This window comes from Mesorhizobium sp. NFR06 (assembly GCF_900115245.1).
GTDB lineage: Bacteria > Pseudomonadota > Alphaproteobacteria > Rhizobiales > Rhizobiaceae > Mesorhizobium.
In genome coordinates, this window is the sequence record NZ_FOVT01000006.1 from 56441 (window position 1) to 76576 (window position 20136).

The window sequence follows — 20136 nt, forward strand, 5'->3', positions numbered from 1 at the left end:
CGCTCAGCCCTCCATCTTGATGGCCTTGGCGCGCTTGCGCATCCAGGCGTTGGCGACGACGGCGAAGATGGTGAGGAAGCCGATGGCGAACTTGAACCAGTTGGCATCGACATGGCTGAGCACCAGGCCGTTGTCGATGACGCGGATCAGCGTCGTGCCGATGATGCCGCCCATCACGGTGCCGATGCCGCCCAGCAGCGACGCGCCGCCGATGACGGCCGACGCCACCGCCTGCAATTCCATCCCCTCGCCGATCGAAGGCAGCGGCGACCCCAGCCGTAGCACCTGCAGCATGCCGGCGAAGCCGGAGAGCACCGAACACAGCATGAAGCAGACGATCTTGACCCTTGCGGTCGGGATGCCCATGGCGGCGGCGGCCGGCATGAAGCCGCCGGTCGCCTTGATCCAGTTGCCGAAATTGGTGCGCGACAGCATCAGCGAGGTGAGCACCGCGACCGCCGCGAACCACAGGAACGACATGCGGAACATGTTGCCCGGCCCGACGAAGGAGATGAACAGCCAGTTGGGCAGGTCGGCGGGCAGCAGCGGCGGAAAACCGCCCGAGACGACGACGGTGAGCGAGCGCGCCATGAACAGCATGCCGAGCGTGGTGATGAAGCTCGGTATTGCAAAGCGGATGGTGACGTAGCCGTTGATGAAGCCGATGGCGGCCGAGACCAGCAGGCCGGCAAGCAGCGCCAGCGGAAACGGCGCGCCGTGCACCATCAGGACCGCCATCGTCATCGGCATCAGCGCGAAAACCGAGCCGACCGAGAGGTCGAACTCACCGCTGATCATCAGGATGGTGACGCCGATGGCGACGAGGCCCGCCTCCGGCAGGATGCCGAGGATGCCGCGCAGATTGTCGGCGTTCAGGAACACGCCATGCGAGCGGACCTGGAACAGGATGACGAGCAGCACCAGCAGGATCAATCCGGCCAGTTCAGGCTTTTCGAGATAGGTCTTGAACAGGCGCTTCAACGAAAGGCTCCGGTACTTGATTTCAGGGCGCATCGGCGGCGCCGGGCGCCGCCGATGCAAGCGCTCCAGCCGAGGTTCAGCGCATTCCCTGCGCGGACAGCGCCATGATGCTGTCGGCCTCCTTCGGCCGTACGATGCCCTGGCCGGTGTCGATATCCGATGGGGCAAGGCCGATCTTCTTGTTGAGATAGGCTTCCATCACCGGCATGAAGCCCTGCATGTAGGGCTGCTGATCGACGAGCGCCTGGACGTAACCCTTCTGCATCTGCTGCAGCACCTCGGGCACGAGGTCGAAACCGCCAAGCAAGACCTTGCCGGGGGCCACGCCGCGATCGGCCAGCACGCGCGCCACGCCGGCACACCAGAAGCCGGTGTCGAAATAGGCGGTCGTGTCGGGATGCGCGTTCAGATAGGCGCCGACGCGGTCGGAGGTGATGGCGAGATCTGTCCCGCTGTCGATGCGCTCCCACGACACGTCACGGTCGGCATGGGCGGCCTTGTATTCCTCGAGGAACTGCATGATGCCGGCGCCGCGGCTTTCCGACCAGTTCTGGCCGGGCGCGGAAATGCCGACCAGCACCTTGATCGGGCCGTCCTTCGGGAAGCTTTCGGAAATGGCCTTGGCAAGGGAATAGCCCGCGGGCTTGAAGCCCTGTCCGACGAAGGCCTGGCGCGCATTGCCCTTGGCGCCTTCGGTGTCGTCGACATTGACGGCGATGACAAGCACGCCGGCGTCGCGCGCCTCCTTGATCACATCGTCGAAGGCATGGTCGTCGACGATCGAGGTCAGCAGTGCGTCAGGCTTGGCGGCAAGAGCGGCGCGCATGTTGGCGACCTGCTGCTCGACCGAGCCCTCGGTCTGGGTGAAGACCATGTTGCAGGTGGCCTCGACCTTGGCGCAGGCATCGTCGAAGCCTTTCTTCACCGCTTGCCAAAACGTGTTCGAGGCCGACGAATGATGGGTAAAGACGATGTTGAGGCCGTCGGCACGGGCAGCGGACTGTCCGCCGACCAGGGCCGCGCCGAGCAGAAGCATTGCAGTCAGTTTTCTCATGTCATTCCTCCCTATGGATCTTCTAGATGTCCGCCTTGTCGCTGACGCGGCGGTGGACGGTGTAGGCCTTGCCAAGATCGGGGTTGAGCGCGAGCCCAAGCCCCGGCCCAGGCGGCACGGTGATCATGCCGTCCTTCACCTCGGGCAGCGCCGTCACCAGGTCGCGGTACCAGGTGCGGTAGAAGGCGCGCACGCTTTCCTGGACGAGGGCGTTGGGGGCGTTGAGCGACAGATGGGTCGAGGCGGCAAGCACGACAGGACCGGTGCAGTCATGCGGGGCGACCGGCAGCCGCCAGGCCTCGGCCATCGCGGCGATCTTGCGCGCCTCCGACAGCCCACCGCACCAGGAGATGTCGAGCATCACGATGCCGGCCGCTCCGGTCTCCAAAAGGTCGCGAAAGGCCCAGCGGCTGCCAAGCGTCTCCGAGGCCGAGATCGGCGCCGGGCTCGCCGCGGCGTAGCGTTTGAGATCGCCGAGGCTGTCCATGCGGATCGGGTCCTCGTGCCAGTAGGTGGCGAAGGGCTTCAGCGCCTGCGCTATCTTCATGGCCGGCAGGAGCTGCCACATCGAGTGGAACTCGACCATGACGTCGATCCGGTCGCCGATGGCTTTGCGAATCTTTTCAAAAGGTTCGAGCGCCGCCTTCAGGTCGGCCGCCGAAATGTCGTTGCCGCGCGTCTTTTCCGCCGCGTGGTCGAACGGCCAGATCTTCATGGCGGTGATGCCGTCCTCCAGCAGTTCCTCCGCCAGTTCGCCGGCGCGGGTGAGGAAAGCGTTGAGGTCGTCATATTCCCGCTTCGCGCCGATGCCGTAATTGGCCGTCGTCTGGCCCTTGGCGTCCTTGATGTATTCGGTGCCGGCGCAGGTGTTGTAGGTGCGGATGGAACGGCGGCTGAAGCCGCCGAGCAGCTGGGCGACAGGCTGGCCGGTAGCCTTGCCGAAAATATCCCACAGCGCGATGTCGAATGCGGAATTGCCGCGCACTTCGGCGCCGCTGGAGCGGAAGCCGAGATAGCCGACCAGATCGGCCGCGAGCAGGTCGATCTGCAGCGGATCGCGGCCGATAACGCGCGGCGCGACATATTCGTGCAGATATTCCTCGACGGTGCGCGACAGAAAGAAGGTCTCGCCGAGCCCGGTGATGCCCTCATCGGTATGGACCTCGACCCAGAGCAGGTTGGGCCGCTCCTCGATGCGGATGGTTTCGATGGCACGGATCTTCATCAGGCGATCTCCATGTCAGGCTATGCCTGCGTCGAGGAGGGCCTTGACGCTCTTGTCGAAATGCTGCGCCATGTGCTCGGCCGCAAGCCTCGGATCGCCCTTGAGGATCGCCTCGGCGATATCCTCGTGGCCCTTGATCATCTTGAGCTGATCCTCGTCGGTCGAGCGGGTCCGCCAGCCGATCACCCAGGTGCGGCGCGTGACGCCGCTGAAGGCTGTGACGATCAGCGAGAAGACCGGGTTATGCGAGGCGCCCGCAATCGCCTCGTGGAAGGCAATGTCGTGCTCCATGACGATTTCAGGGTGTTTGAAATTCTCGCGCATCAGTCGGGCGAAACTCGCGATGGCGGCGGCCTCCGCGTCGGTGCGGCGGAGCGCCGCCAGCGCCACGGTGCGCATCTCGATGGTGCGCCTGACGTCATAGACCTGCTGGACGCTGATCTGCTGGGTGGTGATGCCATGCTCGATGACCATCGACATCGCGCCCGTGTCGAGCTTGGCGACGGTGGCGCGGCGGCCGGCGCTCATGTCGATAAGGCGCATCGCCGACAGCGAGCGGAAGGCCTCGCGCACGACGGTGCGGGAGACATTGAGCTGGCGCGTCATGGCGGCTTCGCTGGGCAGCAGATCGCCAGGTGCCAAGCCTTCGGCGCGGATGTGCTGGGTGATCGCCTGGATCGCCGTGCTGACCAGGCCCGGGCTTGGCTCATCGCCTGTGTCTCTCGAATCCTGCATGTCACCCCCGGAAAACCTGTATGACAGGTTTGTATCATATTGCTCATAATTTACCCGAAAGATATATGTCAAGCCGATTTCCCGAGAGGTCTGCCATGCACGAAACGGAAGCCACCCTGATCCTCGATGCACGCGACGTGGTCGGCGAAAGCCTGGTCTGGGACGAGCGCCGCTCCAGGCTGGTTTGGGTCGACATCATCGGCCGCCGGATCCACCGGCTCGACCCGGTCAGCGGCGCCCATGAAACCTGGCCGACGCCGGATCTCGTCACCTCGATCGGCCTGCGCGAGGATGGCGGCGCGATCGTCGGGCTGCGAAAGGACATTGCGCGGTGGGATTTCGGCGGACCGTTCCGGACGATCGCGACGATCGAGCCCGACCGGCCGGACACGCGGCTCAACGAGGGCGTAGTGGCGCCGGACGGCTCGTTCTGGGTCGGCACGATGGCCAACAATATCGGACCGGACGACGCGCCGGTGGCCATCACCGGCGATGAAGGGCGGCTCTATCGAGTCGATGCGAACGGCGCGGTGACGGCGCTCAGCGACGACCGGTTCGGCATCACCAACACCATGGCGTGGATGCCGGGCGGCCGCTTTGTCACAGCCGACACGATGAAGAATGCGCTCTACAGCTATGACCTGGACAGGAGCGCATCGCGGCTTGGCGAGCGGCGTATGTTCCTCGCCGATTTTCCGCGCGGCCTGCCGGACGGCTCTTGCCTCGATGCCGAGGATCACGTCTGGAACTGCCGGGTGGTGGGCGGGAGCTGCGTGTTGCGCATCGCGCCCGACGGCAAGCCGGAGCGCGTCGCGGAACTCTCCTGCAGCTGGCCGACGAGCTGCGCCTTCGGCGGCGCCGAGCTCGATACGCTGTTCGTCACCTCGGCGCGCTTCACCATGAGCGCCGAGCACCTGGACGCGGCCCCGCACGAGGGCGGCGTGTTCGCGCTGCGGCCAGGCGTACGGGGCGTGCCGAGCAACCGGTTCGGGTAGCGCCGCCAATCCCGAACAGGGCAGCGCGAAGGTCCGCGATTCCGCCGCTTGCAAGAACGGCCGCGCTGCGTTGATCTGAGCGCACCAGCCGCGGCCGGTCGTTGGGACCCTGGCTCGCATGCACGCAATGCGGTGGAACGGGGGGCATCATGGATGATACAGCGCTCGCGAGCACCGACGGCGACCCCGAGCGCTACGATCTCGGCCTCTGCCTGTCGGGCGGCGGCTACCGCGCCATGCTGTTCCACGCCGGCGCACTGTGCCGTCTCAACGAGGCGGGATTGCTCGCAAAGCTCGACATGGTGAGCTCGGTCTCGGGCGGCTCGATCGCGGCCGGGCTGCTCGCGGTGCTGTGGCCGCGCTTCACCTTCGTCAATGGCATCGCCACCAATTTCGACATCTATCTCGACAGGATATTGGAATTCTCGCAGGTCTTCCTCGACGCGCCGTCGATCTTCAAGGGCCTGTTCAACCCGTTTTCGAGCGCGACGCGCGAAGTCGCCGCCTGCTACGAGCGGCACCTGTTCGCCGGCTCGAGGCCGATGCTGAAAAGCCTGCCGCAAAAACCCTGGTTCGTGTTCTGCTCCAGCAATCTCGGCACCGGCTCGCTGTTTCGCCTGTCGCGGCGCTACATCGCCGACTACCGCATCGGTGTCGCCTACCAGGCCGACCTGCCGGTCGCGACCGCCGTTGCCGCCTCCTCGGCCTTCCCGCCCTTCCTGTCGCCGCTCCGGCTCGACCTCACGCCCTTCGCCTGGAAGAACGACAAGCTCGACCCCTCGGTCGGTCCGCCCGTGCCGCCGCGCCGCGCCGTGCTCACCGATGGCGGCGTCTACGACAATCACGGCATCGAGCCGGCGCTGAAGCGCTGCCGCTGGCTGCTGGTCAGCGACGCCGGCGCGCCATGGCGGGCTTCGAAAGCGGGCTACTGGAACTGGTTCTCGCAGCTCAAACGCGTGCTCGACACCACCGACAACCAGGTGCGCTCCCTGCGGCGCCGGGATCTGGTGGCGCGTTTCCAGGCGGCCAAGGACGCCGACGATCGCGGCCTGCCCTATGACGCGACCCGGCCCGACTACGCGGCGACGCGCGGCGTCTTCTGGTCGATCGCCAGCAAGCCTGACGCGACCGAGCCGAGTTTCGTGCAGACCGCCGCCACAGCGCCGGCGGATATCGGCACCTCGCTGCATTTCCTGGGCGGCGCAGAGACGGTCGACCTGGTGAACTGGGGCTACTGCACCGCCGACCAGGGGCTGCGCGCCTGGTTCGAGCCGGCGGTGGCTGCCGGCAAGGGCGTGCCGCTGAAGGCGGGAGACGTGAAACCCGGCCGCTGCGCGAAAGTGTCGAAGATGGTGATGGGTGTTTTGAGAGTTTGAGCCGGCATTCGAACTGCCGATCTCCCCCCTTGTGGGGGAGATGTCCGGCAGGACAGAGGGGGGCGCGAAGGAATGAGGCGCTGTCCGAGCTTGGGTCCCTTGTCAAATCAAAAGGCACGGCGGCGTGGACACCGACTGATACGCCGGCGGGACAGCGCCCCCCTCTGCCCTGCCGGGCATCTCCCCCACAAGGGGGGAGATTAGGCGCTCCGCCGCCTTCGCCAGTCGCCTTGGTGCAATTCAATCCGGTTCGTGCCCCGCCCGGTCCATGCTAACAGGGCGCTTTCAGCAACGAATGGATCACAACATGGTGGAAAAAGTAGCTCTGGTGACGGCGGGCGGCAGCGGCATGGGGGCGGCGGCGGCCAGGCGCCTGGCGGCGGACGGGTTCAAGGTCGGCGTGCTCTCCTCCTCCGGCAAGGGCGAGGCGCTGGGCAAGGAGCTCGGCGGCTTCGGCGTCACCGGCTCCAACCAGTCGAACGACGACCTGAAGCGCCTCACCGATGGCGCGCTGGAACGCTGGGGCCGCATCGACGTGCTGGTCAACAGTGCCGGCCACGGGCCGCGCGCCGAGATCATCGAGATCAGCGACGAGGACTGGCACAAGGGCATCGATACCTATTTCCTCAACGCCGTGCGCCCGACCCGGCTGGTGACGCCGGTGATGCGGAAGCAGAAGTCGGGCGTCATCATCAACATCTCGACCGCCTGGGTGTTCGAGCCGAGCCCGATGTTCCCGACCTCGGCCGTGGCGCGCGCCGGGCTTGCCGCCTTCACCAAGATCTTCGCCGACACCTATGCGGCCGACAACATCCGCATGAACAATGTGCTGCCCGGCTGGACCGACAGCCTGCCGGCAACTGAAGAGCGCCGCGACAGCGTGCCGATGAAACGCTACGGCACCTCGCAAGAAATCGCCGCGACGATATCCTTCCTGGCCTCGGACGGGGCGGCCTACATCACGGGGCAGAACATCCGCGTCGACGGCGGCATCACACGGGCGGTGTGAGGTAAAGAGGGCGTCGGCTCAAGTCAGCCGCGGCTGCGCGAACCGAGCAGCCACATCAGGGCGATCGACGCCGCGATATTCAGCACGTTGCCGACGACGACGTTCCAGAAGCGCGTCGGATCGTCGGCCAGGGCGACCCAGTGCAACCTGCCGCGGATTTCACCCATCCTCAGGCCGTAGGCAATGTTGTACGTCGCCAGGGCGGCGAGCGCGGCCATCAGGACAATGACGTAGTTGGTTTTGCGATCCATGCGGCAAATTCTAACCGCGCTTGGTGAAATTTTACTTACCTTGGGTCAGGCGGCCGGCAAGCCGGCCTTTGATTGCCTCGGCTAAGGCGGCGGCCGGCAAGCCGGCCCTTGCTTGCCTTGGCTAAGGCGGCGGCCGGCAAGCCGGCCCTTGCTTGCCTTGGCTAAGGCGGCGGCCGGCAAGCCGGCCGCCGTGCGTCTCGCGAACTTACTGGTTGATTTCCGGCTCGACGAGCTTGGCCAGGTTGCGCAGCGATTCCTGCCAGCCGAGATAGCAGGCCTCGGCGGGGATGGCGTCCGGGATGCCGGCCTGGGTGATGTTGATCTCGGTGCCGACCGACACCTTCTTCAAGGTCACGGTGACCTCGATCAGGCCCGGCAGGTTGGGATCGTCGAAGCGGTCGGTGTAGCGCAGCCGCTCGCCCGGAACGAGCTCGACATATTCGCCGCCGAAAGCGTGGCTGTCGCCGGTGGTGAAGTTGCGGAAGGACATCTTGTAAGTGCCGCCGACCTTCCCCTCGAACTGGTGGACCGTGCAGGTGAAGCCGTTCGGCGGCAGCCACTTCGCCAGCGCGTCCGCCTCGACGAACGCGCGGTAGACCTTCTCCGGCTTGGTCGCCAGGACGCGGTGCAGATGGATGGTGCTCGGCATATCTCGATATCCTCTCTGGTTGATTTCTCGATGCCCCCAAGGACGGGCCGGCCTGGTCCGATCCGACAGATGCCGTCAAATTTTTTGCCCGACACCGTGTCGCTTTGCAACGGAAGCCTGGACATGAGCGCTATGCGCCCGCGCTGATCAATTGCAGCCACTCGCAGCATCCTGCCCAATATTTCAGCATGAGCTTCGAAACATTGAGTAAAATTGAGTAATTCTAGGTGTAATTATCGCGCCTAGATTGTATTAGAAGGCACTTATTATTCTATTTCTAATCATTATTCGATGAACGGTAATTTTTTATCTGTACTGTGGCGCGAATCCTTGGAACGATAGGTTGATTTGCGGGTTGGCCTGAAGCCAGGCGTCACCAAGGAAGGAGTGTCCGATGACCACCGTCACCAACGCCAAGGGCGTTCCTCTTCCCTATACGGGCGCATCCCACCACTGGTTTTCCGCGAGCGGGGCCGGGCCGGAACTGCATGGCACTGACGGCAACGATTCGATCTGGGGCGACGCCAGCGCCAACGTCACCATGTATGGCGGCACCGGCGACGACTATTATTACCTCTACGCCGCGACCAACCGGGCGGTCGAGCTGCCCGGACAGGGCGTCGACACGATCGAAACCTGGATGAGCTACAAGCTGCCGGACAATTTCGAGAACCTCGTCGTCACCGGCAACAACCACTACGCCTTCGGCAATTCGCTCGACAACATCATCAAGGGCGGCTCCGGCAGCCAGACCTTCGACGGCGGCAAGGGCGATGACGTTTTGATCGGCGGCGGCGGCGCCGATACCTTCATCATCGCCAAGGGCAACGGCAGCGACCTGATCACCGATTTCGGCGCCGACGACAAGATACGCCTCAACGGCTACGACTTCGCGACCTTCGACGACGTCAAGGCGCACATGGCGCAGACGGGCGCGAACGTCACGCTCAACCTGAGCTCGAGCGAGGTGCTGGTGTTCAACAACACCACGATCGACAAGTTCCAGCCTGGACAATTCCAGCTGCCGATCGACAAGTCCGGCATGACGCTGTCGTTCAGCGACGATTTCAACGCGCTCAGCCTCTCGGACGGCCACAGCGGCACCTGGGACACCAACTTCTGGTGGGGTGCGGCCAACGGCAGCACGCTGAGCCAGAATGGCGAGCTGCAATGGTATATCGACGCCAATTACGCGCCCACGAGCTCGGTCCACCCGTTCAGCGTCGACAACGGCGTGCTGACGATCACCGCGGCGCAGGCGTCGGCCGACATCAAGCCGCTGATCAACAATTACGAATACACCTCCGGCCTGCTCACCACCCACGACTCGTTCTCGCAGACCTATGGCTATTTCGAGATGCGGGCGGACATGCCCGAGAACGCCGGCGCCTGGCCGGCCTTCTGGCTGCTGCCGGAAGACGGCTCGTGGCCGCCGGAGCTGGACGTGGTGGAAAAGTATGGACAGAACCCGTACGCGCTGCTGATGACCGCGCACACCAACCAGACGGGCCAGCACACGACGGTCGGATCCACGGTGAATGTCTCGGACACGGACGGCTTCCACACCTATGGCCTCTTGTGGACGCCGGACAAGCTGGTCTGGACCTATGATGGCGTGCAGGTCGCGGAAGCGGCGACGCCGTCCGACATGAACAAGCCCATGTATATGCTGGTCGATCTCGCCGTCGGCGGCCAGGCCGGCGCGCCGCCCGACCATCTCGCCACCCCCGCCCAAATGAAGATCGACTATATCCACGCCTATACGCTGAACGACCTGCAGAACGTCACGGGCGAGCATACAGCCTAGGCGGCCGGGCGATGTCACGCGAGAGCGCTCCGACCCCGGAGGCCGGATTGCGGCCCGTTTCGCTGCGCACAGTGTTTGTGCGCGCCATCGCCGATGTCGGCCTGTTCTCGCTGCTCCTCAACCTGCTACTGCTGGTCATTCCGCTCTACCTGCTGCAGGTCTATGACCGGGTGCTGCCCTCCTCCAGCGTCGAGACGCTCGTCTATCTGTCGGTCATCGCGGTTGCGGCGCTTGGCTTCCTCGGTTTCCTCGACGCCATCCGCGCCATCTACACGCAGCGCGTCGCCGCGAGCGTCGACGGCAAACTCGGCGCCGCGACTTTCGCCGCCTCGCTTGGCGCCAGGACGGCGATGTCGCCGCTGAACGACCTCGCCTCGGTCTGCGCCTTCATCCGCTCGCGCGGCGTGGCGGTGCTGTTCGACCTGCCCTTCGCGCCGGTCTTCCTCGCCCTGCTGTATCTCATCCACCCGGCGCTGTTCTGGGTGACGCTCGGCGGCGCGGCGCTGCTCGTTCTCCTGGTCGTGGCCAACCAGCTCGCCATCGGCAGGAACGATGCGCTCGCGGCGGAGCGTTCGGCCCTGGCCAGCCAGGCCGAACAGGCCTTTGCCCGCAACGCCGAGACGCTGCGCGCCATGGGCATGGTGGAAAACGCCGCGCGCGCGTGGGGACGGCATGTGACGGAGGCGCTTGTCCTGCATGACCGCTCGGCCGGCGCCAACGCCATCTTCAGCGGCGCTTCCAGGGCGCTGCGCATGATGCTGCAGCTGGCGATCCTCGGCAGCGGCGCATGGCTGGTGCTCAAGGGCCAGATGACGGCCGGCATGATCTTCGCCTCCTCGCTGGTGTCGTCGCGCGCGCTGCAGCCGCTCGACCAGCTGATCGGTTCATGGCGGCAGATCGGCGAGGCGAGCCGCGCCTGGGCGCGGCTGGCGAGCGCGCTCGCGACGCAGCCGGCCAAGGCGAGCAAGCTCACCTTGCCCGACCCGTCCGGCGCGATCGCCGCGCAGGATCTGTTCTTCATCGCGCCGAACGCCACCTTCGGCGCCGAGCCCATCCTGAAGCGGCTGAGCTTTGCGATCGGCGCCGGCGAAGCGGTGGCGATCGTCGGCCCGAGCGGGGCCGGCAAATCGACGCTGGCGCGGCTGCTCGTCGGAGCCGCGCAGCCGAGCGGCGGCTCGGTCAGGATCGACGGCGCCGAGCTCAAGACCTGGGACGAAAACCAGCTCGGCCGCCATATCGGCTATCTGGCGCAGGAAGTGGAGCTCTTTCCCGGCTCGATCGCCGACAACATCGCCCGCTTCGACGCCGATGCCGAGGACGCGGCGATCGTCGAGGCGGCACGGCGCGCCGAGGCGCATGAGCTGGTGCTTTCGCTGCGCGACGGCTACCAGACGACGATCACCGGCACGCTGTCGGGCGGCGAGCGGCAGCGGATCGGGCTGGCGCGCGCCTTCTACGGCAATCCGCGCATCCTGGTGCTGGACGAGCCGAGCACGCATCTCGACGGCACCGGCGAAGCAGCGCTCGAAGCGGTGCTTGCGGCCGCGCGCGGCGCGGGCGTGACTACGATCGTGATCACGCATCGCCCTTCGATCGCAGCCGCCTGCGACCGCGTGATGGTTCTGCGCGGCGGCGTCATCGAGGCGTTCGGCCCGAGCGCCGAGGTGTTGCGGCAACCGGGCAAAGGCGCGCAGCGCAACACTGTTGTGACCGGCTCGTTCGCGCCGACCATCCGCGCCTCGCAGACCATCCGGCAAGGCTCGTAAGACGATGACGCAGAGCCTCACCTTCGACAGCCCACCGCGCACCGACTTCCGGCGCACGGCCCATGCCGGCTACGCGGCGATCGCACTGCTCGTCGGCGGCTTCGGCTATTGGGCGGCAAGCGCGCCGCTGGCCGGCGCGGTGATCACGCAAGGCACGATAGCGGCGACCGGCGGCAACATCCTCATCCAGCATCGCGAGGGCGGCATCGTCAGCGCGTTGCTGGTGCATGAAGGCGACCGCGTGCGCGAAGGCCAGGCGCTGATCCTGCTCGACCGGACCGCGCCGGAGGCCGACCTCAACCGGCTGACCCGGCAGTGGATCGCGCTCAAGGCAAGTGCTGCGCGGCTGGAGGCCGAGCGCGACGGACTGGACAGGCTGGCGCCGATCGCCGAGCCCGCGCCCGCGCCGTTCCAGCAGGATTTCGAAAACCTGATGCGCGAACAGCAGAAGGAATTCGACGCCAGGCTCGCACGGTATCGGTCGGAGCAGTCGATCCTGGCGCAGCGCGTCGCCATGCATCGCGAGTCGGTGAAAGGGCTGAACGCGCAGAAGACGGCCATCGAGCAGCAGGCCGAGGTGGTGAAGAAGGAGCTCGGCATCAAGACCGACCTTCTCGACAAGGGCCTGACCAACCGCAGCGAATATTCGCAGCTTCTGCGCTCGGAGGCCGACCTCGTCGGCCAGGCCGGCGCGCTCGAGGCGGACCTCGCCTCGGCCAACACGCAGATCGCGGAAGCGCAGGCGCAGACCGAACGCGCGACCACGCAGCGCGTCGAGGAAGCGCTGACCAAGCTCGACGACGTGCGCGCCAACCTTGCCGACATCGAGGAGCAGATGCGCGCGGCGCAAGCGGTGCTGAAGCGCACGACGATCACCGCCCCGGCGGCGGGCATCGTCGTGTCCGCGAACTACAATTCGAAGGGCAGCGTCGTCGCCCCGGGCGAAAAGATCATGGAGATCCTGCCCACGTCATCGGGCCTGACGGTGGAGGCCAGGCTGCGGCCGAAGGACATCGACGCGGTGCATGTCGGCCAGCCGGCAAAGCTCAGGCTGTCGGCGCTCAACGCGCGCCTGACGCCGGAGGTCCCGGCCACGGTGAGCGAGATCTCGGCCGACCGGCTGACCGACGAGGCCACCCACGAAGCCTATTTCCGCGCCAAGCTGAAGATCGCCGACGCCCTGCCCCCCGGCGTGAAGGCCGAGCAGCTCTATCCCGGCACTCCGGTCGACGCCTTCATCAGCACTGGCGACCGGACGTTCTTCGAGTATCTCATCCGGCCGATGCTGGATTCGTTCGCGCGGGCGTTCAGGGAAAGATAGGACAGATCATCGCGCCTTCGCGGCGACTGCATCCAGCTTGCCGCGGCGGCTTCGATTTCGACGCTTATCCCGGGCAGCGCGGCATCGGCTGAGTCCTCGGCGGACTGCGCGCAGCCGCGGGCTCTCGCCTATTCGCGGGCCTTCGCCGCTCGACCGCGATCCCGCCTCTGGCTGAATCGAATTTGGGCCACCGCCTGTAGACATCGCGGCGTCGATCGCAGGCGTCGAAACCAGCGCGCTGACCACCGCGAACTGGCACGAATTCCTCACCGACAGCTACTATCACGGCTTCCTGCTGAAGACGCCGCGGGTCGGCGCCATGACGGCGCTGCTGTGCGGGGTGCTCGGCTATTTCCCGGCCAATTTGGGCGACGAGCTTTGAAGGCCGCGACAACCGTCCCGCAGGCACGGACGCTTGCGGCTCGCCAGCCGGCCGCGTGCTTCGGCCTGACCGGCGTCAGCCTTATCTCGATCGATGTGTTCGGCATCACGCCTTTGCCGCAGCCGCCCTCGACTTGACCACCGTGGCCAGCACGACTCCGGCGATGATGAAGGCCGCGCCGAGCAGATCGTAGTCATGCAGGCTCTCGCCGAGCAGCAGATAGGCGAGCACGGCGACGAACAGCGTCTGCAGATAGAGCAGCATGCTTGCCCGGCTGGCGCCAAGCGTCTCGACGCTTTGGTTGTAGAGATAGTACATCAGCGCGCCGCCGGGGCCGGCCAGATAGGCGAGCGCCAGCAAGCCGTGGGCATTCATGGCCGAGCGTTCGTCGTTGAAGATCTCCCACAGGTGGAACGGCAGCGCCACAAGCGCGCCGGCGCCGAGCAAAAGCACGACCAACGGCAAAAGCTCGAGGCCGAATTTGGAGCGGCGCAGCAGCACCGTGTAGAGCGCCCAGCAGAATGCGCTGCCGACGATCCACAATTCGCCGACATTGAAGCGCAACTGCACCAGCGCCTCGATATTGCCATGCGCGACGATGACCAGCATGCCGGCGAGCGCGGCAACCGCGCCGAGCGACTTCCAGAGACCGAGCGGCTCGCCCAGCACGAAGCGAGCCAGCACCATGGTCATGATCGGCGACATCGCCATGATGATGCCGGCCGTGGTCGCGTCGGTGTCGTTCAAGCCATGGTAGATCATGCCCTGGCAGAGCGTGAGGCCGATCGTGCCGACGGCGACGACCTCCAGTGGCCGCGAGCGCAGCAGCGCCAGCATCGCGCCGTGATGGCGGTGCACGATCGGCAAAAGGATGGCGCAGGCGAGCGCCAAGCGCCAGAAGCACAGGCCCCAGGGCGGCATTTCCGGCGCCACCCACTTCGCCGCGATATAGACGCCGGCCGAAAGCAGCCAGCACAGCACGGCGGCAGGATAGCCGGCAAGCGACGACATCGCCGCGACGGCCGGCGCGCCCGGCTGATGGACTATCGGTATCGCCTGCATGTCATCCCCCCGTTCAAGGAACGTCAGACGCGGAAGTGGCCGCAACATACCAAAATCCTTGGGCGTCAGATATCCAGCTCTTCGCGACACCGGCTCGCTATGACGCCGACGCTGTCATCCTGGCCCTGCTCAAGCAACACGTCGGTCAGTGGCCGGCTCCGGGGCGCGGTGTTGCGCCCAGCCGACGGCGCCAGGCTTTGCGAACATGGAACCGAAACCGGCGCGCCGTGCGGAACCCAGTCCGCCGCGCCCTGCTCGATCAGGCTGAACGCCGTGCACATGCCCACCGTGCCGGCGCCGATCACCACGACATGAGGAGAAACAGTCATCTATGGCCGCCTGCTTTCAGGACTGCGCGATCTCGCCAAACGTCTCGTCGATCGCCTGAAGAATGGCGCGGGCATCTTCTTCGGTCATCGGCGTCGACAGCGCGAACAGGCCGTAGTTGGCGGATAGGACACCGCGGCCGAGCAAGCCCTTGTGGAAGGCATCGAATTTTCTGCGCTCGGCCTGGCCCGGATAGACGGATCTGTAATCCATGACCGGACGGGACGTGAAATGAACCCTGAACAGCGAGCCCAGACCGACGCATTGGCCGGCAAGGCCATGCTTCTGGAATGAGGCGGCGACGCTCTCGCGCATGAACGTGCCGAGGCGATCGAGACGGGCAAAGCTTTCCGTGGTCAGCGCCCGCATCGAAGCAAGGCCAGCGCGCATCGTGACCGGGTTGGCGGTGAACGTGCCGCCATGCGGAAGAGCGGGCTTGCCCGCGGTCGGATCGAACACCGCCATGACATCGGCGCGCCCGCCGACCGCGCCCACCGGGAAGCCGCCGCCGATGATCTTGCCCAGCGCCGTCAGGTCGGGTGCGATGCCCCACAGCCCCTGCGCGCCCGACCAGCCGAGGCGAAACGAGATGACCTCGTCGAAGATCACCAGCGCGCCCGCCGCATGGGCGATCTCGACCATGGCGTGAAGGTAATCCTGGCGCGCCGGGATCAATCCGGCGCGGTTGGGCATCGGGTCGATCAGCACGCCCGCGATGTTGTCGCCGTCGGCGGCGAAGACCGCGCGCAGTACCTCGGTGTCGTTGAAAGGCACGGCGATCACGTCGTCCAGCACTCCGCGCGGCGTGCCCTTCGCATAGGGCGTAGACTTCGGCAGATCGCCCCAGTCGGCGGGCGAGGAGTCCAGGCTCACTTCGGCGAAATCGTAGGATCCGTGATAGGCGCCTTCGATCTTGACGATTTTCGGCCGCCCGGTGAAGGCGCGGGCGGCCTTGATCGCCATCATCACGCCCTCCGTGCCGGAGTTTGTGAAGCGGATCCGGTCGACCGAGGGCAGCCTCTCGACCAGAAGCTCGGCGAGCTCGATCTCGCTCGGCGTCGGGGCGCCGAAGGCCGTGCCCAACGGCAGCTGCTCGACCACGGCCGCCGTGACATCGGGATGCGCGTGGCCGTGGATCATCGAGGTGAAATTGTTGATGCAGTCATAATAGACGTTGCCGTCCACATCCCAGACCCTGCATCCCTCGCCGCGCGCGGCATAGATCGGAAACGGATCGACGAAGACCGTGGTGCGCGTGTTGCCGCCCGGCATCACCTTCCTGGCGCGCTCGAACAGGGTCTTCGATCCAGGCATGGCGTCGGGGTAATGCGGCATGGCTCTCGCAGGCGTTGGACCGCGGCGACACGGCCGCTCGTCACGATGCTACGATCCGTTTGCGCACAGGTGCAATCGGCCAGGGCAAGGCATGCAAGGCGACCACGGTCGCCCTGCCCGCAACTCGCGCTATTAGAGACCCGCCGCGCGGAGGCCGCTGATGTAAAGCGCGCGCTTCTCGGGCTTGACGATCGGATGATACTCCTCGACCCAGGCGACCGAAAGGTTCGGCTGCAGTCGCCGGGCCTCCTCCAGCGCCGTGGCGGCAGCGGCGGTGTCGCCGGCGAGGGCCGCGGTCGCGGCATAGGTGCGCCAGGCGGTGCCGAAGGCCGGGCGCAGCTGTATCGCCTTGCGCTCCAGATCGGCTGCCACGTCGAACCGGCCGGCGGTGAAGTGGCAGATACCCATGGTGGAGAAGATCGCCGCCTGGATGAAATCGTGCGGGCTGAGCCGCGCGGCGATGCCCAGATGATGGAGCCCGTCCTCGGCCATGTCGCCATAGCCATAGGTCGAGCCGAGGATGCAGTGTGCCAGAGAGAAGCCCGGATTGCGCTCGATCGCCTCCAGCAATTCGTCGACGGCCGGGCGGAAGTTGCGCGACACCATATGGACGTAGCCGGCCGACAGATGCCCCCAGGGATCGTCCTGGTCGCGTACGATGGCGGCTTGCGCCCGCGCCAGCGCGGCGGCCAGCAATTCGCGGGGTCTCGGCGTCAGGCCGCACGCTGCGCGTGCGCTGGTGGTCCAGGCAAGCAGGCTGTTGGCGCGCGCATAGTCGGGATCGATGTCGAGCGCCCTGACCAGCAGGCTTTCGGCGATGTCGAGGTCTTTCTGCGATCCCCAGGTCCAGACATGCGGCATCGCCTTCATGACGAAACCCCAGGCATCGAGGCTTTCGGCTGGACGGCTGTGGACGCGGAGCCGCTCGGCTTCGTAAAGCTGGGGCTCGATCGAGGCCATGACCTTGTGCGCGATCTGGTCCTGCAGCGCCAGGAAGTCGCCGGCCTCGATGTCGAAGCGTTCGGCCCAGACTTGCGTGCCGGCGCTGGCATCGCTCAAGCTCGCCGTGATGCGCAAGGCGCGGCCGGACTGGCGCACGCTGCCCTGGAGCACGTAGCGCACCTTCAATTCGCGGCGCAGGCGGTCGAGCTCGATATGCTGCGGGTCATAGGCGAAGGAAGCGCTGCGGTCGCGCACATGCAGGCCGCGCAGCCGCGACAGGCCGGTGATGATGTCTTCCGACAGCCCGTCGGCGAAATAGGATTTGTCGGGATCATCGCCGATCGTGCGAAAGCGGGTCACCGCGATCGATGGCCCCTCCACGGGCTCGACCGCGCCGTTTTGCGGCTCGCTTGCCTGCGGCCGTACATCGCCGACCAGCCGGTAGCCGACGCGCGCCACCGAGAGGATGGAGTGGCAGCAGCCAGGTCCCTCGCCCAGGACCTTGCGCAAGCCGGCGACCTGCACCGAAAGGTTACCCTCCTCGACCGCCAATCCCTTCCAGGCGGCATCGATGAGCTCCTCCTTGCCGACCACGGTTCCGGCCGAGCGCAACAGGCGTTCCAGAAGCAGCATCGCCCGGTAGCCGATCGGGATAGGCACGCCACGCCGGTAAAGCACGCCCGCTCCCGCGTCGAGCAGGAAGGGACCGAACGTGTAGCGTTGCGCCTCCATCACCGAACGCTAATGCAATGAGCAACATTTTGGAAGATTTCGGAAGTTTTAGAGGCGCCCTTCGCTACTTTTAGCGGTCTGGATTTCAGACTGATCGCACCTGAACCGCGAGGAGCGATCCGATGACAGCCGTCACCAAAATCGAAGTCGCCGCGAATTCCTCCGCCCGTCTGTTCCAGGACATGTGGGGGATCTACCGCAAGGTTGTGGACAACAATTGTCTCAATCACCGAGAAGCGTACGCGGCATTGCGCCAGCTGCTGCGGCATCAGCGGCCTGGCTTCACGTTCCTGGATATCGCCTGCGGCGACGCCTCCTTCAGTGCTGCCGCCCTGGCAGGCCTGCCGCTCGGCCGGTACATCGGCATCGACCTGTCACTACCGGCGCTGGACGCGGCCGCCGCCAACATCGCCGACCTGCCAGGCGCGAGCGAACTACGGCACGGAGACTTCGCCGAGTGGCTGACGGTGTGCGAGGAGCCGGTCGATCTCGCCTGGATTGGCCTGTCGCTCCACCATCTGCCGTTCGAGCGGAAGCTCGAAACCATGCGCCATCTGCGTCGCCTGGTCGGTCCGGCGGGCACGCTCCTGATTTACGAGAACACCTGCAGGACATTGGAGAGCCGGGCGGGCTGGATGAAACGCTGGGACCGCCAGCGGAAAGACTTTTCGGCGTTCAGCGGTCTCGAATGGCTGCTGCTCACCACCCATGTGCACAGCATGGACCATCCCGAAACGGTGTCTGCCTGGCGGGAGATTGGCCATCGAGCCGGATTCGACCACATGCGGGAGCACTACCGCTCAAGCTCGGACCTGTTCCGCCTGTTCAGCTTCTCGGCCTAGCGCCATCCGGGATCCCCGGCGGCCAGGCGCCGCAGGCAATCATGCTTTCGCGGCCGTCCCGGGCGTGCGCTCCGGATGCCTCAGATTGGTCGGCGTGATGCCCGTCTGCTGGCGGAAGACGCGGCTGAAATGGCCGGCATTGGGAAAGCCGCAGCGATAGGCGATTTCGCCGATTGCCAGGTCGCTGCCCTCGAGCAGCGACTTGGCGTAGTGGACCCTGAGCGCCAGGTAGGCGGCCATCGGGCCGATGCCGAGCTCGGCGCCGAACAGGCGCTCGAGCTGGCGGCGCGAGCAGTTCAGCTTGGCTGCGATCTCGGCGACCGACAGCGTCTCCTGCGGGTTGCTTTCCATCAAAAGCAGCGCTCGCTTGACCGCCCGGCTGGCGGCCGCGGGGAACAGGTCGCCGACCGGCTGCACGTCGCGGCTGGAGCGGATGCGGTCGAGCACGAGGATCTTCGCCGCCTTCTCCGCCGCCTTCTGGCCGATGAATTGCGAGACGAAATAGCCGGCGAGGTCGGCCGCGCCCGTGCCGCCGGCGCAGGTGGCGCGGCCGCGATCGACGCAATAGAGGCTGTCGGCATGGGCGTTCACCTCGGGGAACTCGGCGCGAAAATCCTTGATGTGGAACCAGCTGACGGCGGCGCTGTAGCCGTCGAGCAGGCCGTAGCGCGCCAGCACGAAGCTGCCGGTGCAGAGCGCGGTCAGCGGCACGCCCTTCTCGGCGGCGCGCAGCAGGAACGCCTCCTTTTCCGAGCTCAAGGCACGGTTGGTGTCGAGCAGGCCGCCGACCACGACGACATTGTCGAAGTCCTCCGGATTGCCCATCGCCCTGGTTGGCAGCAGTTCGACGCCGCAGCTGGCGCGGATCGGCAGGCCGCGCTCGCCGACGACCTCCCAGTCGAACTCGATCCTGCGGCTGCGGTCGCCCTCGTCGCCGGCCAGCCGCAGCGTGTCGATGAACAGCGACAGCGGCGAGAGCGTGAAATCGCGCACCAGGAGGAATGCGAACTTCTTGGCCATGCTTCTCGGAACCGCCCTGCCTCGTCTCAAAATCCATTCTTGGCGATTTGCAACCGCCGGCGCTGCTTCGCTCGCGGCGTCACGAGAGCAATAGGCGACGCGCGGCCACCGCCTTATCACGTAGGTGGGTCCCCCACTCCGTCTCGGCGCTGCGCGCCGATCCACCTCTCCCCCCGCCGGGGGCAGGGCTATCGCATATGGCGGCGCCAGCACCCTGGAGATGTGGCCGAAGGCGACAAAGAGGGTTCTCGCGCGTGGAGCTGCGACCTATGCTTCGTCATTCTAGGGCGGAGCAAGGAGCGAAGCGACGCGCGCAGACCCTAGA

Annotated in this window: 18 protein-coding genes; 7 read left to right on the plus strand and 11 right to left on the minus strand. The window is 66.0% G+C overall.

The genetic code is table 11. The annotated features are described in order from the left end of the window. Positions 1–3 precede the first annotated feature (3 nt). The 4 genes from F3H96_RS12825 to F3H96_RS12840 form a co-directional block, all read right to left on the minus strand. Positions 4–981, minus strand: a complete 978-nt coding sequence (locus tag F3H96_RS12825) for an ABC transporter permease (protein ID WP_149802110.1) — start codon at positions 979–981, stop codon at positions 4–6. Between the two features lie 76 nt (positions 982–1057). Beyond that, complete coding sequence (locus F3H96_RS12830; protein WP_149802111.1) at positions 1058–2035, minus strand: sugar ABC transporter substrate-binding protein; 978 nt, start codon at positions 2033–2035, stop codon at positions 1058–1060. Between the two features lie 22 nt (positions 2036–2057). Continuing rightward, positions 2058–3260, minus strand: coding sequence for a mandelate racemase/muconate lactonizing enzyme family protein (locus F3H96_RS12835; protein ID WP_149802112.1), 1203 nt, complete (start codon positions 3258–3260; stop codon positions 2058–2060). Positions 3261–3275: 15 nt separating this feature from the next. Continuing rightward, positions 3276–3995 carry a FadR/GntR family transcriptional regulator gene (locus F3H96_RS12840; protein WP_149802113.1) on the minus strand — a complete coding sequence of 240 codons (720 nt, stop codon included), beginning with the start codon at positions 3993–3995 and terminating at the stop codon, positions 3276–3278. A 95-nt stretch (positions 3996–4090) separates the two neighbouring features. Between F3H96_RS12840 and F3H96_RS12845 the strand changes: the two genes are divergently transcribed. The 3 genes from F3H96_RS12845 to F3H96_RS12855 all read left to right on the plus strand — a co-directional run bounded on the left by F3H96_RS12845 (position 4091) and on the right by F3H96_RS12855 (position 7375). Continuing rightward, entirely contained in the window at positions 4091–4990 is a 900-nt protein-coding gene (locus F3H96_RS12845) for an SMP-30/gluconolactonase/LRE family protein (RefSeq protein ID WP_149802114.1), read from the plus strand. A gap of 149 nt (positions 4991–5139) precedes the next feature. Further along, positions 5140–6366, plus strand: a complete 1227-nt coding sequence (locus F3H96_RS12850) for a patatin-like phospholipase family protein (RefSeq protein ID WP_149802115.1) — start codon at positions 5140–5142, stop codon at positions 6364–6366. Between the two features lie 307 nt (positions 6367–6673). After that, positions 6674–7375: an SDR family oxidoreductase gene (locus tag F3H96_RS12855; protein WP_149802116.1), complete on the plus strand. Its 702-nt coding sequence runs from the start codon at positions 6674–6676 to the stop codon at positions 7373–7375. Between the two features lie 23 nt (positions 7376–7398). Here the strand turns inward: F3H96_RS12855 and F3H96_RS12860 are convergent, their stop codons facing one another. Together F3H96_RS12860 and F3H96_RS12865 are read right to left on the minus strand one after the other, a co-directional pair. Continuing rightward, a complete protein-coding gene (locus F3H96_RS12860) occupies positions 7399–7626 on the minus strand; it encodes a hypothetical protein (protein WP_149802117.1) in 228 nt (75 codons plus the stop codon). 205 nt (positions 7627–7831) lie between these two features. Continuing rightward, the gene (locus tag F3H96_RS12865) at positions 7832–8275 is read right to left on the minus strand and encodes an SRPBCC family protein (protein WP_149802118.1); all 444 of its coding nucleotides are present in this window, start codon (positions 8273–8275) and stop codon (positions 7832–7834) included. 394 nt (positions 8276–8669) lie between these two features. Between F3H96_RS12865 and F3H96_RS12870 the strand changes: the two genes are divergently transcribed. From F3H96_RS12870 to F3H96_RS12880, 3 genes are read left to right on the plus strand one after another with little or no spacing between them, the layout of a single operon-like run. Next, entirely contained in the window at positions 8670–10082 is a 1413-nt protein-coding gene (locus F3H96_RS12870; protein ID WP_149802119.1) for a family 16 glycosylhydrolase, read from the plus strand. 11 nt (positions 10083–10093) lie between these two features. Then, positions 10094–11848, plus strand: coding sequence for a type I secretion system permease/ATPase (locus F3H96_RS12875; protein ID WP_149802120.1), 1755 nt, complete (start codon positions 10094–10096; stop codon positions 11846–11848). 4 nt (positions 11849–11852) lie between these two features. Then, positions 11853–13169: an HlyD family type I secretion periplasmic adaptor subunit gene (locus F3H96_RS12880; RefSeq protein WP_149802121.1), complete on the plus strand. Its 1317-nt coding sequence runs from the start codon at positions 11853–11855 to the stop codon at positions 13167–13169. 487 nt (positions 13170–13656) lie between these two features. On the opposite strand, the gene F3H96_RS12890 is transcribed toward F3H96_RS12880, so the two are convergent. The 4 genes from F3H96_RS12890 to F3H96_RS12905 form a co-directional block, all read right to left on the minus strand. Continuing rightward, a complete protein-coding gene (locus F3H96_RS12890) occupies positions 13657–14613 on the minus strand; it encodes an EamA family transporter (RefSeq protein WP_149802122.1) in 957 nt (318 codons plus the stop codon). Positions 14614–14678: 65 nt separating this feature from the next. Then, positions 14679–14942, minus strand: coding sequence for a hypothetical protein (locus F3H96_RS12895; RefSeq protein ID WP_149802123.1), 264 nt, complete (start codon positions 14940–14942; stop codon positions 14679–14681). 16 nt (positions 14943–14958) lie between these two features. Further along, positions 14959–16275, minus strand: coding sequence for an aspartate aminotransferase family protein (locus F3H96_RS12900; RefSeq protein WP_149802124.1), 1317 nt, complete (start codon positions 16273–16275; stop codon positions 14959–14961). Between the two features lie 132 nt (positions 16276–16407). Continuing rightward, entirely contained in the window at positions 16408–17949 is a 1542-nt protein-coding gene (locus tag F3H96_RS12905; RefSeq protein WP_149802125.1) for a winged helix-turn-helix domain-containing protein, read from the minus strand. 122 nt (positions 17950–18071) lie between these two features. Between F3H96_RS12905 and F3H96_RS12910 the strand changes: the two genes are divergently transcribed. Then, positions 18072–18791, plus strand: coding sequence for a class I SAM-dependent methyltransferase (locus F3H96_RS12910; RefSeq protein ID WP_149802126.1), 720 nt, complete (start codon positions 18072–18074; stop codon positions 18789–18791). Positions 18792–18830: 39 nt separating this feature from the next. Here F3H96_RS12910 and F3H96_RS12915 read toward each other — a convergent pair whose 3' ends face one another. After that, positions 18831–19811: a GlxA family transcriptional regulator gene (locus F3H96_RS12915; RefSeq protein WP_149802127.1), complete on the minus strand. Its 981-nt coding sequence runs from the start codon at positions 19809–19811 to the stop codon at positions 18831–18833. Between the last annotated feature and the right edge of the window lie 325 nt (positions 19812–20136).

Excerpts from the sequence above, each read along its gene's own strand:
- F3H96_RS12830 (WP_149802111.1), bottom strand. The coding sequence starts at position 2,035 with ATGAGAAAACTGACTGCAATGCTTCTGCTCGGCGCGGCCCTGGTCGGC.
- F3H96_RS12835 (WP_149802112.1), bottom strand. The coding sequence starts at position 3,260 with ATGAAGATCCGTGCCATCGAAACCATCCGCATCGAGGAGCGGCCCAAC.
- F3H96_RS12840 (WP_149802113.1), bottom strand. The coding sequence starts at position 3,995 with ATGCAGGATTCGAGAGACACAGGCGATGAGCCAAGCCCGGGCCTGGTC.
- F3H96_RS12845 (WP_149802114.1), top strand. The coding sequence starts at position 4,091 with ATGCACGAAACGGAAGCCACCCTGATCCTCGATGCACGCGACGTGGTC.
- F3H96_RS12850 (WP_149802115.1), top strand. The coding sequence starts at position 5,140 with ATGGATGATACAGCGCTCGCGAGCACCGACGGCGACCCCGAGCGCTAC.
- F3H96_RS12855 (WP_149802116.1), top strand. The coding sequence starts at position 6,674 with ATGGTGGAAAAAGTAGCTCTGGTGACGGCGGGCGGCAGCGGCATGGGG.
- F3H96_RS12860 (WP_149802117.1), bottom strand. The coding sequence starts at position 7,626 with ATGGATCGCAAAACCAACTACGTCATTGTCCTGATGGCCGCGCTCGCC.
- F3H96_RS12865 (WP_149802118.1), bottom strand. The coding sequence starts at position 8,275 with ATGCCGAGCACCATCCATCTGCACCGCGTCCTGGCGACCAAGCCGGAG.
- F3H96_RS12870 (WP_149802119.1), top strand. The coding sequence starts at position 8,670 with ATGACCACCGTCACCAACGCCAAGGGCGTTCCTCTTCCCTATACGGGC.
- F3H96_RS12875 (WP_149802120.1), top strand. The coding sequence starts at position 10,094 with ATGTCACGCGAGAGCGCTCCGACCCCGGAGGCCGGATTGCGGCCCGTT.
- F3H96_RS12880 (WP_149802121.1), top strand. The coding sequence starts at position 11,853 with ATGACGCAGAGCCTCACCTTCGACAGCCCACCGCGCACCGACTTCCGG.
- F3H96_RS12890 (WP_149802122.1), bottom strand. The coding sequence starts at position 14,613 with ATGCAGGCGATACCGATAGTCCATCAGCCGGGCGCGCCGGCCGTCGCG.
- F3H96_RS12895 (WP_149802123.1), bottom strand. The coding sequence starts at position 14,942 with ATGACTGTTTCTCCTCATGTCGTGGTGATCGGCGCCGGCACGGTGGGC.
- F3H96_RS12900 (WP_149802124.1), bottom strand. The coding sequence starts at position 16,275 with ATGCCGCATTACCCCGACGCCATGCCTGGATCGAAGACCCTGTTCGAG.
- F3H96_RS12905 (WP_149802125.1), bottom strand. The coding sequence starts at position 17,949 with ATGGAGGCGCAACGCTACACGTTCGGTCCCTTCCTGCTCGACGCGGGA.
- F3H96_RS12910 (WP_149802126.1), top strand. The coding sequence starts at position 18,072 with ATGACAGCCGTCACCAAAATCGAAGTCGCCGCGAATTCCTCCGCCCGT.
- F3H96_RS12915 (WP_149802127.1), bottom strand. The coding sequence starts at position 19,811 with ATGGCCAAGAAGTTCGCATTCCTCCTGGTGCGCGATTTCACGCTCTCG.